The organism is Stenotrophomonas sp. 62841_Sma (genome assembly GCF_056482945.1).
Window position 1 is genome coordinate 3540974 of the sequence record NZ_CM151224.1, and the last position, 16212, is coordinate 3557185.

The 16212-nt window shown below is 66.2% G+C and carries 13 protein-coding genes; 7 read left to right on the forward strand and 6 right to left on the reverse strand.

Translation table 11 applies throughout. From position 1 onward, the window contains the following. Positions 1 to 112 precede the first annotated feature (112 nt). Positions 113 to 964, reverse strand: a complete 852-nt coding sequence (locus ACZK5G_RS16735) for a pirin family protein (protein ID WP_478464125.1) — start codon at positions 962 to 964, stop codon at positions 113 to 115. A gap of 215 nt (positions 965 to 1179) precedes the next feature. On the opposite strand from ACZK5G_RS16735, the gene ACZK5G_RS16740 reads away from it, so the two are divergent. Together ACZK5G_RS16740 and ACZK5G_RS16745 are read left to right on the forward strand one after the other, a co-directional pair. Next, positions 1180 to 3261, forward strand: a complete 2082-nt coding sequence (locus ACZK5G_RS16740) for a carbon starvation CstA family protein (RefSeq protein ID WP_049401342.1) — start codon at positions 1180 to 1182, stop codon at positions 3259 to 3261. Continuing rightward, positions 3261 to 3485 carry a YbdD/YjiX family protein gene (locus ACZK5G_RS16745; protein WP_005410613.1) on the forward strand — a complete coding sequence of 75 codons (225 nt, stop codon included), beginning with the start codon at positions 3261 to 3263 and terminating at the stop codon, positions 3483 to 3485. Before ACZK5G_RS16740 ends, ACZK5G_RS16745 begins: the two co-directional genes overlap by 1 nt. Before the next feature lie 204 nt (positions 3486 to 3689). Here the strand turns inward: ACZK5G_RS16745 and ACZK5G_RS16750 are convergent, their stop codons facing one another. Further along, the gene (locus ACZK5G_RS16750) at positions 3690 to 4940 is read right to left on the reverse strand and encodes a DUF819 family protein (RefSeq protein ID WP_049421249.1); all 1251 of its coding nucleotides are present in this window, start codon (positions 4938 to 4940) and stop codon (positions 3690 to 3692) included. A gap of 133 nt (positions 4941 to 5073) precedes the next feature. Here ACZK5G_RS16750 and ACZK5G_RS16755 point away from each other — a divergent pair, with 133 nt between their 5' ends. Continuing rightward, on the forward strand, positions 5074 to 5463 hold the full coding sequence (locus ACZK5G_RS16755) for a VOC family protein (protein ID WP_049401346.1): 390 nt from the start codon (positions 5074 to 5076) through the stop codon (positions 5461 to 5463). A 266-nt stretch (positions 5464 to 5729) separates the two neighbouring features. Here the strand turns inward: ACZK5G_RS16755 and ACZK5G_RS16760 are convergent, their stop codons facing one another. Beyond that, a complete protein-coding gene (locus tag ACZK5G_RS16760; RefSeq protein ID WP_478464127.1) occupies positions 5730 to 7016 on the reverse strand; it encodes a sensor histidine kinase in 1287 nt (428 codons plus the stop codon). Next, a complete protein-coding gene (locus ACZK5G_RS16765; protein ID WP_032129861.1) occupies positions 7003 to 7716 on the reverse strand; it encodes a response regulator transcription factor in 714 nt (237 codons plus the stop codon). The genes ACZK5G_RS16760 and ACZK5G_RS16765 overlap by 14 nt, the downstream gene beginning before the upstream one ends. 130 nt (positions 7717 to 7846) lie before the next feature. Here ACZK5G_RS16765 and ACZK5G_RS16770 point away from each other — a divergent pair, with 130 nt between their 5' ends. From ACZK5G_RS16770 to ACZK5G_RS16785, 4 genes are all read left to right on the forward strand, one after another. Further along, positions 7847 to 9550 (forward strand): ArnT family glycosyltransferase, encoded by a 1704-nt coding sequence (locus ACZK5G_RS16770; RefSeq protein ID WP_285303557.1) that lies wholly within the window; start codon positions 7847 to 7849, stop codon positions 9548 to 9550. A gap of 111 nt (positions 9551 to 9661) precedes the next feature. After that, positions 9662 to 10429, forward strand: coding sequence for a phosphatase PAP2 family protein (locus tag ACZK5G_RS16775; RefSeq protein WP_071229549.1), 768 nt, complete (start codon positions 9662 to 9664; stop codon positions 10427 to 10429). Continuing rightward, on the forward strand, positions 10426 to 12075 hold the full coding sequence (locus ACZK5G_RS16780; protein WP_478464129.1) for a phosphoethanolamine transferase: 1650 nt from the start codon (positions 10426 to 10428) through the stop codon (positions 12073 to 12075). Before ACZK5G_RS16775 ends, ACZK5G_RS16780 begins: the two co-directional genes overlap by 4 nt. Positions 12076 to 12640: 565 nt before the next feature. After that, positions 12641 to 14605, forward strand: coding sequence for a M2 family metallopeptidase (locus ACZK5G_RS16785; protein ID WP_111151353.1), 1965 nt, complete (start codon positions 12641 to 12643; stop codon positions 14603 to 14605). A 119-nt stretch (positions 14606 to 14724) separates the two neighbouring features. Here ACZK5G_RS16785 and ACZK5G_RS16790 read toward each other — a convergent pair whose 3' ends face one another. Next, positions 14725 to 15117, reverse strand: a complete 393-nt coding sequence (locus ACZK5G_RS16790) for a hypothetical protein (RefSeq protein ID WP_008265644.1) — start codon at positions 15115 to 15117, stop codon at positions 14725 to 14727. A 69-nt stretch (positions 15118 to 15186) separates the two neighbouring features. After that, positions 15187 to 16083 (reverse strand): siderophore-interacting protein, encoded by an 897-nt coding sequence (locus ACZK5G_RS16795; RefSeq protein WP_478464131.1) that lies wholly within the window; start codon positions 16081 to 16083, stop codon positions 15187 to 15189. Positions 16084 to 16212: the final 129 nt, after the last annotated feature.

Consider the following 16212-nt stretch of genomic DNA (forward strand, 5'->3'; position numbering starts at 1 on the left):
TGCCTGGCAGCATCCCCGCAATGCGAGCCGATCCGACGGTAGTGCTGGCCGCTGGCCGGCACCCCGATCCGCCTTTGTCCGAGGCTGCTGCCGGCCAGCGGCCGGCACTCTCTCAGAACTTGCCTTCCTGGAAATCGACGAAGGCCTGCATCAGTTCCTGCCGCGTGTTCATCACGAACGGCCCGTGGCGCATCACCGGTTCGCGCAGCGGACGGCCAGCCACCAGGATCAACCGCGCACCTTCGCTGCCGGCCGAGAGGTGCAACTGCTCGCCACCGCCCAGCACCGCCAGTTCCTGGCGTGCAACGTCGCGCGCGGCGTCCTGCTCACCCACGGTCATCGCACCTTCGAACACGTAGGCGAACGCGTTGTGCCCCTCCGGCAGCGCATAGCTCCAGGCCCGGTCGGGCGCCAGCGTGATGTCGAGGTAGAGCGGATCGGTGGCCGGCTGCACGATCGGGCCATCGGTGCCGTCCACGCTGCCGGCAATCACCTTCACATCCACGCCCGGCTCCGGGTGCACCACGGGAATGCGCTCGGGTGCGAATTCCTGGTACTTCGGCTCGGTCATCTTCTCCTTCGCCGGCAGGTTCACCCACAGCTGGAACCCGCGCATCTGCCCGCTTTCCTGCTCGGGCATCTCCGAATGCACCAGGCCACGGCCAGCGGTCATCCACTGCACGCTGCCCGGGGTCAGCAGGCCTTCGTTGCCATGGTTGTCGCGATGCCGCATGCGCCCGTCGAGCATGTAGGTGACGGTCTCGAAACCACGGTGCGGGTGTTCCGGGAAGCCGGCGATGTAGTCCTCGGCGCGGTCGGTACCGAACTCATCAAGCAGCAGGAACGGATCCAGGTCGGGCAGCGTCGGGCCGCCGATGACGCGGGTCAGGCGCACGCCGGCACCGTCGGAGGTGGGCATGCCACGGATGGTGCGCAGTACGCGGACCGGTTCGGGAAAGCTCATGGCGACTCCTGTTGGATGGGTGCCACTGAAGATGGACGCCACACGGCCGTAGGCCAATGGATGGCTCCGCAACCGATTGTTCCATCCCTGATGTTCGCTGCACGTCAGCGCAGCCGCCGTACGACCAAAGTACTACCGCCGATTCGTCCTGTGCCAATTGACCCTGTCGTGGGCAAGCAGGACTCTTTGTCTGTCTTTCCGGGAGAGAGCACCTCATGAAAGGGTTTTCCAAACTGGGCTGGGCGGTACTCGCTCTGCTCGGCGCGTTCTGTCTGGGTACCGTGGCGCTGCGCCGCGGCGAACACATCAATGCCCTGTGGATCGTCGTCGCGGCGGTGTCGCTGTACCTCGTCGCCTATCGCTTCTACAGCCTGTTCATCGCCAACAAGGTGATGCAGCTGGATCCGACCCGGGCCACCCCGGCGGTGATCAACAACGATGGCCTGGACTACGTCCCGACCAACAAACACGTGCTGTTCGGCCACCACTTCGCCGCCATTGCCGGCGCCGGCCCGCTGGTCGGCCCGGTGCTGGCCGCGCAGATGGGCTACCTGCCCGGCCTGCTGTGGCTGGTGGTGGGCGTGGTGTTGGCCGGCGCGGTGCAGGACTTCATGGTCCTGTTCCTGTCCAGCCGCCGCAATGGCCGCTCGCTGGGTGACCTGGTAAGAGAAGAGATGGGCCAGGTGCCCGGCACCATCGCGCTGTTCGGTGCGTTCCTGATCATGATCATCATCCTGGCAGTGCTGGCGATGGTGGTGGTCAAGGCGCTGGCCGAAAGCCCGTGGGGCATGTTCACGGTGATTGCGACGATGCCCATCGCGATCCTGATGGGCGTGTACATGCGCTACATCCGCCCCGGCAAGATCGGCGAGATCTCGGTGGTTGGCCTGATCCTGCTGCTCGCCGCGATCTGGTACGGCGGCAAGGTCGCCGCCGACCCGGTCTGGGGCCCGGCGTTCACCTTCACCGGCACCCAGATCACCTGGATGCTGATCGGCTACGGCTTCGTCGCCTCGGTGCTGCCGGTGTGGCTGCTGCTGGCCCCGCGTGATTACCTGTCGACCTTCCTCAAGATCGGCACCATCATCGCGCTGGCCATCGGCATCCTGGTGGTGATGCCGGAACTGAAGATGCCGGCGCTGACCCAGTTCGCCGCCAGCGGCGACGGTCCGGTGTGGAAGGGCGGCATGTTCCCGTTCCTGTTCATCACCATCGCCTGCGGTGCGGTCTCCGGCTTCCACGCGTTGATTTCCTCCGGCACCACGCCGAAGCTGCTGGCCAATGAAGCGCACATGCGCTACATCGGCTACGGCGGCATGCTGATGGAATCGTTCGTCGCGGTGATGGCGCTGGTGGCGGCCTCGATCATCGATCCGGGCATCTATTTCGCGATGAACAGCCCGGCGGCGGTGATCGGTGCCGATGCGGCCTCGGCCGCGCACTACATCACCAACACCTGGGGCTTCACCATCACCCCCGAGCAGCTGACCGCGACCGCGGCGGCCATTGGTGAACCCACCATCCTGCATCGTGCAGGTGGCGCGCCAACACTGGCGGTAGGCATCGCGCAGATCCTGCACGAAGCGATTCCCAGTGGCAGCGACGCGATGATGGCGTTCTGGTACCACTTCGCGATCCTGTTCGAAGCGCTGTTCATCCTCACCGCGGTGGACGCCGGTACCCGTGCGGGCCGCTTCATGCTGCAGGACCTGCTGGGCAACTTCGTGCCGGCCCTGAAGAAGACCGAATCGTGGACCGCCAACATCATCGGTACCGCCGGCTGCGTGGCGCTGTGGGGCTACCTGCTCTACACCGGCGTGGTCGATCCGTTCGGCGGCATCCAGACGCTGTGGCCGCTGTTCGGCATCTCGAACCAGATGCTGGCCGGCATCGCATTGATGCTGGGCACGGTGGTGCTGTTCAAGATGAAGCGTGACCGCTATGCATGGGTGACTGCGGTACCGGCGGTGTGGCTGCTGATCTGCACCACCTACGCCGGCTTCATCAAGATCTTCGACAGCAACCCGGCACAGGGCTTCCTGGCCCAGGCGCACAAATTCCAGGCCGCGCTCGCCAGCGACACGATCACCGCACCGGCCAAGTCGGTGGCGCAGATGAAGCAGATCGTGGTCAACGCCTACGTCAACACCGGCCTGACCGCGCTGTTCCTGCTGGTGGTGGGCGCGGTGCTGGTGTATTCGATCAAGACCATCCTGGCTGCACGCCGCAACCCGCAGCGTACCGACCGCGAGACCCCGTACGTGGCGCTGAAGCCGCATGAAATGGTGGATCTGTGATGAGTACCCAACTGGTTCCCGCCGGCCAGTACCAGGCGCACCGCCGCATCTGGCGGCGCCTGGTGCAGACCGCACGACTGTGCTGTGGCATTCCTGATTACGACAACTACGTCCGGCACATGCTGGAAAAACATCCGGACCAGGAGCCGATGGACTACAAGACGTTCTTCCGCGAGCGCCAGGAAGCGCGTTATGGCGGACGCAACGGTGGCCGCTGCTGTTGAGGGTCCGGTTCAACAGCGCTCGAGTGACGTTGAGTGGATCCACGCCATGCGTGGATGAAGCCTGGCAGATATCGAGTTGAGTCCGGGGTCGGATCCGTTTCCTCCGGGAAACGGATCTGACCCCTTCCTTGTTCATGGAGACCCATGAAATGCATCCACGCATGGCGTGGATCTACGGAAGCATGACGCCAGGGCGGTCCGAACTCAGCCGGTGGCCATCCACTTCAGGATCAGGCCGGTGACGTAGGCCAGGCCCGTGCCGGTGGCATAACCCACCGTACCCAGCAGCACGCCCACCGGCGCCAGCGTCGGATGGAACGCCGCCGCCACCACAGGGGCCGAAGCGGCTGCGCCGATGTTGCCCTGCGAACCAATGGCGAAGAAGAACAGCGGCGCGCGCAGCAGCTTGGCCACTACCCACAGCACCAGCACATGCGTAGCCATCCAGATCGCGCCGAGCAGGAACAGCCACGGCCGATCCAGCAGCGACAGCAGGTTCATCTGCATGCCGATGCAGGCGATCAGGAAGTACAGGAACACCGTGCCCAGCCGCGAAGCGCCTGCCGCTTCCAGCCGGCGCGCACGGGTGAAACTCAGGCCCAGGCCCATCGCCGTGGACAGCAGGATCACCCAGACGAACTGGCTGTCCAGGCTGAACTGGCTGGCCCAGCTGACATTGGCCTTGAACCAGCCTGCCAGCGGCGCGGCGATGGCATGGGCCAGGCCAACGCCGCCCAGTGCCACGCCAACGATCACCATCAGGTCGGTCATGCTGGGAATACGCGCGTTCTGCGCCTCGTAGGCACTGATGCGCGCCTTCATCTCGTCGATGGCACGGGTGTCGGCACCATTGCGGGTGTCGATCTGCTGTGCGCGGTTGGCCAGGAACAGCAGGATCGCCATCCACAGGCTGGCACAGGCCACGTCAACCACCGCGAACTGGCCGAAGGTGGTGGCATCGGTGCCGAACACCTCGCGCATGGCGACCATGTTGGCGCCGCCACCGATCCAGCTGCCGGCCAACGCCGCCATGCCGGCCCAGGTATCACCGGCCACGGTTTCCGGATGGATCAGCTTCATCAGCTGGAACGAAACGATGGCGCCGAGCATGATGCCGGCGGTACCGGCACAGAACACGATCAGCAGTTTCGGGCCGAGCTTGATGACGCCTTTCAGGTCGATCGACAGGGTCAGCAGGACCAGCGCGGCCGGCAGCAGCACGTCACGCGCGACCGGGTTGTACAGCGAGGTGTTGTGGCCATCGATGACACCGGCGGTGTTGTAGACGGCGGGGATGAAATAGCACAGCAGCAGGGCCGGCACCCAGGCGAAGATCTTCTTCAGCAGCGGGGTTGGACCACTGGCGGCCCAGAAGATCAGGGCCAGGGTGGCGGCAATCAGGCCCAGTCCAACGATATCGTTGCTGATCAGGGCAGTAGCGGGTTCGGTCGGCATGGGATCCTCTGTCGATCGAAAGAGCGGAGAAAAAAAAGCGCCGCATAAGGCGGCGCAGATCGAGATTAACATTGTCTTCACGCCCGGTCATGCTGCAGTGCCGACACCCCCCATCCCGTCAGGGAGCCCACTCATGCAGCTTGGTGCCTTTTCGGTCAGCCTCTCGGTGAAGGATCTCGCGGCCTCCCGTGCCTTCTACGAAGCCCTGGGCTTCTCGGTCACCGGCGGCGATCCGGCACAGAACTGGCTGGTGATGCGCAGCAACGGCACGGTGATCGGGCTGTTCCAGGGCATGTTCGAGGGCAACCTGCTGACCTTCAACCCCGGCTGGGACCAGCACAAGCAGGAACTGCCCCACTTCCAGGATGTGCGTGAGCTGCAGGCAGAGCTGGATACCAGGGGCATCGAACTGGCGGTCCGCACCGATCCTGATGGCCAGGGTACGGGCTATCTGCAGTTGGCCGATCCCGACGGCAACGTGATCCTGATCGACCAGCACGTGGCGCGACCGAACGGGCGTTGAAGCGGACAGCCATTGCCTGGGTGGGCATCGACCTTGGTCGACGAACGGCATGCCAACCAAGGTTGGCATCTACCAGAGCACGCCCAGCCACCGCCGGGGCATGCCAACCAAGGTTGGCATCTACCAGAGCACGGCCAGCCACCGCCAGGGCATGCCAACCAGGGCTGGCATCTACCAGGACACGGACAGCCACCGCCTGGGTAGGCGTCGACCTTGGTCGACGAACGGCATGCCAACCAAGGTTGGCATTTACACGAACGGCCGGATCAGCGCGGTCGCGAGGCACCGAAATCAAGCGTGACACGCGTGCCACGCGGCTCGCAGGGCTGCAACTGCAGGGTCCAGCCCAGGTGCTCGCACAGCCGCGCGATCAGATCCAGTCCGATGCCGCCGCCACGATCGGCGCGTTCGCCACGGGCCATCCGCGCATGGATCGCCGCGATCTCTTCCGGGCTCATGCCATGTCCCGGGTCCTGTAGGGTCAGCACCGCCGACGAACTCAGGCGCAATTCGATGTGGCCACGGCCACTGTTCTCGATGGCGTTGCGCAGCAGGTTGCCGATCGCTGCCTGCACCACCGCCAGCGGCGCGATGATGTCCACCGGTGCGGCCTGGATGCCGATGCTCAGGTCCTTGTCGCCCAGCAGGTGGCGATGGTCGTCGACGATCTCCGGCAGCAGCTGGTCCAGCGCGATGCGCTCGGCACGCGCCGCCAGTCGCGCCGGATCACGCGCCAGCACCAGCAGCAGTTCGATCAGCTGCTCCACGCTCTGCGCGGTGCGCAGTACCCGCTGCATCTGCTGGCGCGCGCGCTCGGGCAGGCCCGGTTGTTCCAGCGCCAGTTCGGCGGCACCGGTCATCACCGCAATCGGCGTGCGCAATTCGTGGCTGGCGGTGCTGATGAAGACCCGCTCGCGTTCGACGAACTGCTCGTTGCGGTCCAGGTAATCGTTCAGCGCATTGGCAATGGTGTGCAGCTCTGAGCTGCCGCGCGGGTCGACCTCGATGCGCTGCCCCTGCACGCCCGGCCTGAGCGCGGCGATGTGTTGTGCCAGCAGGCTCAGCGGACGCACCATCCGCTCCATGCCGAACGAAGCCATCAGCACGGTAACGAAGATCATGATCACCCCGGCCAGCATCACCCAGCGCGTGGCGAACTGTTCCAGGTCATGGAAGTCGGAGATGTCCAGTACCAGCGCGACCCGTCCCATCGACTGGGTTTCACGCACCATCACCGCCGTCTCGCGGCCCTTGACCATTACGCCGTCGTGCAGCCCTGGATGCAGGGTACGCAGGCTATCGGGAAGGTTGACCGCGTCGAAGCGGTACAGGCTCAGCGTGTCCGAATCCTGCCAGCGATAGTGCGGTTCGTGCTCGACATGCTCGACGATGCTGTCGAGCTCGGAGTTGAGCAGCGCGCGCCAGGCAGCATGCTCGGCGTGCTCGTGCACGTAGTTGCCGACGCTGAACACCGCGATCGACAGCAGCGCCAGATAGCCCAGCAACCACCACACCACGCGCCGGTACAACGGCCCCGGCTTACGCGCCCTCATCAGCATTCCTGCCGGCGTCGGCACCCTCCACTACCGCCAACCGGTAACCCACACGCGGCAGGGTGTGGATCAGCTTCTCGGCAAACGGACCGTCAACGCTGCGACGCAACTCGTAGACATGCGAACGCAGCAGGTCGCCATCCGGCGGCTCGTCGCCCCACAGGGCGAACTCCAGCTGCTGTCGCGTCACCGCACCCGGGCTGGCCCGCATCAGCACTTCCAGCAGTTTGCGGCAGGCCGGGTACAGGTGCAGCACCTGGCCCTCACGCTGGGCCTCCAGCGTCGCCAGGTCCAGCACCAGGTCGCCCACCTGCAGGCGCTTGCGCGGGTTGCGGCCCTGCGCACGCAGCAGCAGCGCTTCCAGCCGCACCTCCAGCTCGGGCAGGGCGAACGGCTTGGTCAGGTAGTCGTCGGCACCGGCGCGGAAACCGGCGATCTTGTCCGGCAGTTCATCGCGCGCGGTCAGCATGATCACCGGCACCTCCGACGCGTGCTCGGCACGCAGCCGGCGCAGCACTTCCGGTCCCTCCATGCGCGGCAGCATCCAGTCCAGGATCACCGCATCGTAGGGGTGGCTGCCGGCCAGGTGCAGGCCGGTGATGCCATCCGGGGCCACGTCCAGCACATGCCCGCGCGACTCGAAATAGTCGAACAGGTTGGCCACCAGCTGGCGGTTGTCCTCGATCACCAACAGACGCATGCACGAAACATCCACGGAAGTTCGTACCATGGTAGCGCCGCCCATGTCGGAATGCGGTCGTCCCGCCCCCTTCTGACGCTTTTCCCACCCCCGCCACCTCAGAATGGCCGTTTTGCTCCCGGAGCCTGCCGTGCCCGTAGCCCTGCCCCGCCGTTGGCGCCTGCCCCTGTTGTGGCTGCTGATCATTGCTGCATTGGCAGCGGGCATCGGCCTTCGGCAGCCGCAGCCACCGGACGAGCCGCGCTTCGTGCTGGCCGCACGGACCATGGTCGAGAGCGGGCAATGGCTGCTGCCGCATCGTGGCAGCGAGCTGTATGCCGAGAAACCACCGGTGTTCATGTGGCTGCAGGCGGCCGCCTACGAGGTGGTCGGCAGCTGGCAATGGTCGTTCCTGCTGCCGTCATTGCTGGGCGCCCTGCTGAGTCTGTGGCTGGTGTCGGATCTGGCACGGCGGCTGTGGTCGCCGCGGCATTCCATCTATGCCCTCGCGGCGCTGTTCTGCACGCTGCAGTTCGGGCTGATGGCCAAGCGTGCGCAGATCGACATGGTGCTGGTGGGGATGACCACCGTCGCCCTGTGGGGCTTGATGCGGCACCTGTGCGAACGTCGCAACCTGCCCGCGTTGTGGCTGGCCGGTTTCGCCGCCGGTGTCGGCACGGTGACCAAGGGCGTGGGTTTCCTGCCGCTGCTGCTGGTGCTGCCCTGGTTCGGCTGGTGGCTGTACCAACGCCGTCGCGGGCACCGTGTGGAGGGTCCGCACCCGGCAACGCTGCTGTGGTTGATCCCGGCGTTCCTGCTGGGCGTGGGCGTGTGGCTGGCGCCGCTGGGCTGGGCCCTGCTGCATACGCCCAGCGCCGAACTGCAGGCCTACGCGCACGAGTTGTTGTTCAAGCAGACCGGCACCCGCTACGCCAATGCCTGGCACCACCGGCAGCCGGCCTGGTACTACCTGCAGGTGATCCTGACCCTGTGGCTGCCGGGCAGCCTGCTGCTGCCGATGCTGTTCAAGCCCTGGTGGCGCCGCATCCGTCGTGGCGATCGCCGCCAGTGGCTGCTGCTGGGCTGGGCCGTACTGGTACTGGTGTTCTTCAGTGCCAGCCCGGGCAAGCGCGAGGTGTACCTGCTGCCGATGCTGCCGGCGATGGCACTGGCCGTGGCGCCGCTGCTGCCCGGCCTGCTGCGCCGCGTGTGCGTGCGCCGCTACCTGTTCGGCTACAGCGTGGTGCTGATGCTGGCCACCGGCGTACTCGGCGTGATGCTGATGACCGAGCACCCATGGGCGTTGGCGCAACTGCAACGCCGCGCCATGCCCGAGACGTTGCTGCCGGTGCTGGGCGATGGCCTGCTGACCTTCGCCATTGCCCTGGCCACGCTGATCGTGTGGCTGCGGGTACGCCGTGCCGCGACGCTGGTACTGCTGACCCACGGCATGCTGTGGATGCTCTACGGCCTGGTGCTGATGCCTGCACTGGACCCCTTCGCTTCGGCGTCGGCACTGATGCGCCGGGTGGGCGCGCGGATCGGACCCGACGCCGAACTGGCGCTGGTGGCCTGGCGCGAGCAGAACCTGTTGCAGGCCGACCGGCCGGTGCGCGAGTTCGGCTTCAAGCGGCCCTGGGCCGAGCAGTGGCACGACGCCGGCCCGTGGCTGGCCGAGGCACCGGGCAAGCGCTGGCTGCTGGTGCTGGACGATGCGATGAGCCCGTGCGTGGACCCGGGCAAGGTGATCGATATCGGTATTGCCAACAGGAATCGCTGGCAACTGCTTCCCGGTACCGCGTGGGACGCGGAATGCCACGCCGAACGGGCCGGCGCGACCGCCGAAGAAGACTGAACGCTGACACGTGCCGGACAAGCATTAACCCGGCACGAACGAGCGTCCGACCCTTCTCCGACATCCAGGTGACGAGCATGGCCGCGGATTCCCGACCCGCCCTTTCCCAGCATGCCCGTCCGTCCCCTTGATTCGGTAGCGCCGCTTGCGACATCGCCACTGGCGTCAAAATTCGCCGTAACTCACCTCTGGCTGCCTGTCGCAATTGGTCTGCCCGTGTTTACGCTGCTGATGGGTTTCGGCGGCGACCAATGGGTGGCCGATCACCTGTTCCGCCTTGAGGGTGGCCATTGGGCGCTACAGGACGCCTGGGTCACCCGCACGGTGGTGCACAAGGCCGGCAAGTGGCTGAGCACGGCTGCTGCGCTCGTGGCGATCCTGCTGTGCTTCCACCACTGGCGAAAGGGTCGCGATCGCACCCTGCGGTGGGCGCTGCTTTATGTCGTGATTGCCATGGCCCTGGGCACAGGTGTGATCTCCCTGCTGAAGTCGCTGGTGCCGATGGAATGCCCCTGGGACCTGCTGCGCTACGGCGGCCACCAGCCGTTCATCGGGCTTTTCACGGCGCGCCCCGCAGGCATGGCCGCGCAGGCCTGCTTCCCGGCCGGCCACGCCAGCGCAGGTTATGCATGGTTGTCCCTGTACTTTTTCGCCTTGCTGTGGCGCCCTTCATGGCGCTGGGCCGGGTTGTGGATCGGCCTTGGCACCGGCCTGGTATTCGGCGTCAGCCAGCAGCTGCGGGGCGCGCATTTCCTTTCGCATGACGTTGCTACTGCGTTGATCTGCTGGCTGCTTTCGCTGGGCCTGTATCTGATCGTCAAACGCGTCCTGGCCCGCCGTCAGCTGGACCGTCCCCACCGCCAGGAGGCAAACGCATGAGTGCATCGGTCCAACGCCCCGCCCGCCTTCCCGCGTTGGCGAACCTTCGCCGCTGGCGGCCGCAGTTGTCCACCGAAGCACTGATCGCACTGACCAGCCTGTTCTTCGCAGTGGCAGGCAATGGCCTGTTCTGGCACAGCGCGATGGCCAGCCATCCGGGCAGCCTGCGCTACGCGCTGTCGCTGCTGCTGTTGCTGCTGGGTGCGCACGGCGTGCTGCTGGGCATCCTGGTCTGGCGCTGGAACGCCAAGGTGGTGATCAGCCTGTTGCTGCTGGTGACCGCATTCGCTGCGCATTACATGAGCCGCTACCACATCTACCTGGATGCGGACATGCTGCGCAACGTGCTGGCGACCGATCCCAAGGAAAGCCGCGAGCTGATGACCGTGTCACTGCTGTGGCCGGTACTGCTGCTGGCGGTGCTGCCGATGATCGTGCTGTGGCGTGTGCAGCTGCGTCGCCGCAGCTGGGGCCGCAACCTGCTGTGGCGCCTCGGCTTCCTGGTGGTGGCGGCGGTGACTGCGGTCGGCGGCGCGTTGATCTCGTTCCAGGACGTCTCGGCACTGATGCGCAACCAGCGCGAAGTGCGCTACCTCGCGACACCGGCCAACGTACTGCTGGGCATGCCGCGTGCACTGCGCGGCGACAACCCGGTGCAGCGCGCGCCGAAGCTGCCGATCGGCATCGATGCCAAGGCTACCCCGCGCGCGCCGGCCAGCAAGCCGCGCCTGCTGGTGATCGTCATGGGCGAGACGGTGCGCGCGCAGAACTGGGGGCTCAACGGTGGCCGCAACACCACCCCGGAACTGGCGCAGGCCAGCGTGATCAATTTCCCGGACATGCACTCGTGCGGCACCAGCACCGAGGTTTCACTGCCGTGCCTGTTCTCGCCATGGGGCCGGCACGACTACGACGAGAAGAAGATCCGCGCGCACCAGTCGCTGCTGCACGTATTGAACCGTGCCGGTATCGCGCCGCTGTGGCGTGACAACCAGTCCGGCTGCAAGGGCGTGTGCGAAGGCCTGGACTTCCAGTCATTGTCCGATGCGACCACCCCGGGCCTGTGCGCTGACGGCCGCTGCATGGATGAAATCCTGCTGCAGGACCTGGCCACCCAGGTACGTGCAAAGCCGGGCGACCGCGTCGTGGTGCTGCATCAGCTGGGCAACCACGGCCCGGCCTACTTCGAGCGCTACCCGCCCGCGTTCCGCCGCTTCACCCCCACCTGCGATACCCGCGACATCGGCCGCTGCTCGCGCGAAGAGATCACCAACAGTTACGACAACGCCGTGCTGTACACCGATCACTTCCTGACCAAGACCATCGGTACGCTGCAGGGCATGCAGGACTACGACACGGCGATGATCTACCTGTCCGACCACGGCGAGTCGCTGGGTGAGAAGGGCCTGTTCCTGCATGGCGTGCCCTACGCCATCGCCCCGGCCGAGCAGACCCGGGTACCGATGACGATGTGGTTCTCGCAGGGCTTCGCCAGCAGCCGCGGGCTGGACCTGCAGTGCCTGCGCAAGCGTTCGGCGGCCTATACCGATCATGACAACCTGTTCCCGTCGGTGCTGGGCCTGATGCAGGTGAAGACCTCGCTGTACGAGCGCGACCGCGACGTGTTCGCCAACTGCGAGGGTTGAGGGTTGTTCGGCAGGGCTTGCAGCCCTGCACCTGCAGAGGCAACTGCAACCGCAACGGCCGAAGCAACAGCAACAGCGTGCATTCCGTGGGATGGCGGGGTGGGTCCGGTGGCGGGGGACGCCGTGAATCCGTCCCTGGAGGCTTGGCAGCCGCATCCATGCGGCTGACACCCCCGCCACCGGACCCACCCCGCCTTTGACAGTTTCCTGCGACCTGTTGAATCTCAATCGATCAATTTCGAATATCTGACAGATTCCATCCACGCATGGCGTGGATCTACCAGATCGCGGGGAACTGTCAGAGGTGGGGCGGTGTGGGCTTGCAGGACCGTTGGCGCCATGGATGGCGCCATCGAGCCCCCATGGACGGGTTTACGGCGTGTCCTGCAAGTCCACACCGCCCCGCCAAACCACGGATCGCCCGCTTCTGCTGTTGCTTCGGCCTTTGCCGTTGCTTCGGCGGGTGCAGGGCGCAGCCCTGCCGAACCCAACCGACTTCCGCCACTTGCGGTGGCGGCGACGGCCCACTAGCCTTCGGCCGTCGTTCACCACCCAAGGACCGCCCGTGAAACACCGTCATCTCCTGCTGGCCTCGGCAATCGCCGCCGCCACGCTGGCCCTGGCCGCCTGCAAGAAGGAAGCTGCGCCAGGCACCGATACCGCCAGCAGCAGCGCCCCGGCCGGCGAAACCGCCGACCAGTTCGTGGCCCGCATCAATGCCGAATTCAAGGCCGCCTACCCGGAGATGACCTCGGCGCAGTGGCTGTCCTCCACCTACATCAACAGTGATTCGGAACGCATCGCGGCCAAGGCCAACGAGCGCTCGCTGACCCAGCTCAACAGCTGGATCGAACAGGCCGCCAAGTTCGACGGCAAGCCGATGAGCGAGGACAGCAAGCGCGCGATCCACCTGCTGAAGCTGATGTCCTCGATGCCGGCACCGCGTGACCCGGCCAAGCTGGCCGAGCTGACCCAGATCGCCACCCGCATGGAAGGCAGCTACGGTGCCGGCAAGTACTGCACCGATGCCAACGATCCCAACTCCTGCCGCCAGCTGGGCGAGCTGGAACAGGTGCTGGCGCGCAGCCGCGATTACGACAAGCAGCTCGACGCCTGGCAGGGCTGGCACAGCACCACCAAGAGCATGCGCGGCGACTACCAGAAGTTCGTCGGCCTGGTGAATGAAGGCGCCAAGGGCATGGGTTTCACCGATGCCGGCCAGATGTGGCGCAGCGGCTACGACATGCCGCCGGAGCAGATCGGCCCGGAAACCGATCGCCTGTGGGAACAGGTCAAGCCGATGTACGAGCAGCTGCACTGCTACGCACGCGGCAAGCTGGACAAGACCTACGGCAAGGACAAGGCGGAAGTGGGCAATGGCCTGATCGCCGCACACCTGCTGGGCAACATGTGGCAGCAGGACTGGTCGAATCTGTGGGACCAGCTGGAGCCGTATCCGGGTGCCGGCAGCCTGGACATCACTGCAGCGCTTGAAAAGCAGTACCAGACCAACCTGAGCGCGGCGTTGGCCAAGGCCGGCAAGGATGCCAACGTAGCGGCGCAGTACAAGGCACAGCGCGAGGCCGAACTGCGTACCGCCAGGCAGATGACCGAGCGCGCCCAGGACTTCTACGTGTCGCTGGGCATGCCGTCGCTGCCGCAGTCGTATTGGGAAAAGACCCAGTTCATCAAGCCCGATGACCGCGACGTGGTCTGCCACGCCAGCGCCTGGGACATGAACATGGAAGGCGACGTGCGCACCAAGATGTGCATCAAGCCGAACGAAGAGAACTTCACCACCATCTACCACGAGCTGGGCCACATCTATTACGACCTGGCCTACAACCCGCTGCCGCCGCTGTTCCAGGGCGGTGCCAACGATGGCTTCCATGAAGCGATCGGCGACACCATCGTGCTGGCGATGACGCCCAAGTACCTCAGCTCGATCGGCCTGGTTGATGCGCCGACCGAAAGCCGCGAAGCGGTCATCAACAACCAGATGCGCATGGCGCTGTCGGGCGTGTCGTTCCTGCCGTTCGGGCTGATGATCGACCGCTGGCGCTGGGGCGTGTTCGATGGCTCGATCACCGCCGACAACTACAACAAGGCGTGGTGGGACCTGAAGGCCAAGTACCAGGGCGTGGCACCGGCCAGCACCCGCGGCGAGGAGTTCTTCGATCCGGGCGCGAAGTACCACGTGCCGGGCAACACCCCGTACACCCGCTACTTCCTGGCGCGCATCCTGCAGTTCCAGTTCTACAAGGGCCTGTGCGACGCGTCCGGCTACAAGGGCCCGCTGCATGAGTGCACCTTCTACGGCAACAAGGAAGCCGGCCAGAAGTACTGGGCGATGCTGAGCAAGGGTGCCAGTCAGCCGTGGCAGGCCACGCTGAAGGAGCTGACCGGCACCGACAAGCTCGATGCCGGCCCGATGATCGAGTACTTCACCCCGGTCAACGAGTGGCTGAAGCAGCAGAACGAAGGCCAGATGTGCGGCTGGCAGGCCAACGCGGCCCCGGCGGCGAAATGAGAAAAGGGGCGGGTCCGCAAGGATCCGCCCCTTTCCGGTAGTGCCGGCCGCTGGCCGGCAACTGCACGGTGGACATCTGTCTGGCAGCCGGCCAGCGGCCGGCTCTACCGAAATGCCTGTCAGCTGTTCTTCTTTGCGGCCATCGCTGCGGCCAGCTCGGCCTTGAATTCCTCGAAGGTCTGGCCCTTCTCCTTCGCTTCGGCCTGCGCGGCATCGCGCAGCGCATCGGAGTACATCAGGCGCACCGGCGTGCCGTTGCGCTCGTGCAGTTCACCGGCCTGCATGATCAGCGCCAGCACCTGCGCAGCGCTCTCGCTGTGGCCAGCGATGCGGCCGTCCATGCCCAGCACCCATTCGCCGTCACGGCGCACGACACCGGCCAGCAGGGTGCGCTGCGCATCGCGCAGCTCGGCATGCGGTTCCACCGGCGATGCCTGCGCGGCGGCCTTGTTGGCGGCCTGCTTTTCCTGGCGACGGCGCTGGTCGCGGCGGGTCTTGGAACTGGTGGACATGGTGCGGTACCGCTGCGAAGGGGGGCGCAAGGATAGCGCACCCCGCCCGCAGCGCTGCTTCACGTCGCCTCAGTCCAGCACTTTGCCGTGCCGCCAGTACCCCATGAAGGTGATCGCGCGGCGGTCCAGCCCGCAATCACGGACCAGATGGCGACGGATCGCCATCACGGCCCCGGCCTCACCTGCGACCCAGGCGTACAGCGGCCCAGCCACGCGGCTATCGGCCTGCTCCCAGAGGATCTGCGTATCGACGTCGATCTCCTCCAGCGCATCACCGGCAGCCACACCCGAGGCCGCAGCCAACCTTGCCTGGACTGCCTGCAGCAGGGGCTGCCCGTACGCCGCCTGCCCGCGCGGCAACCAGACCAGCTCGGCCGTGGCCGGCGCCTTCAGGGGAACCGCATCGCCGGCCTGCGCCACTTCCAGCAGGGCCAGCGTGCGCGGCGGATCCACCATGGCCGCCAGTTCCTCGAGAATGCCGGCCACTGCCGGCAGCGCGGTCTCGTCAGCCACCAGCAGCACCTGACCAACGCCGGCCGGCGGCTTCCATTCCCAGCCCTCGCTGCTGTCGGCGCAGTCGGCATCCGGGGCCAGCAGCACCACGCGGTCGCCCGGCCGGGCATGCATGGCCCAGCGCGAGGCGGGACCGGTCACGCCGTGGATGACAAAATCGACGTCGACCTCGCCCTGCTCGGCGCGCAGCTGGCGGATGGTGTAGGTGCGCATCGGCGGGCGCTGATCATCCGGCAGCGCCCGGTAGCGCGGGTACCAGTCCTCGCCGCTGGGGACCTGCGGCAGGTCCTGGCCGGGCAAGGGGAAGAACACCTTGATCCGCTGGTCCGGGCCTTCGGTCTTCATCCGCGCCACGTCGGCACCGGTGAACACCATGCGGTCCAGGGAAGGGGAGAGAACGCGGCGCTCCTTCAGCGCCACCTCGAACAGGCGGTAGGTCTGCTGCGCAGCCATGGGGGAACCTCATGCAACGACATCGGATTGGCTGGCTGTCGTGCACCCGTGCACCGGCTGGCTGGAGTGCCCAGCCTAGTCCGGTGGTTTCCCGTCGCAAGCGCTGCCGGCGTCGCGGCCTGCCCTACC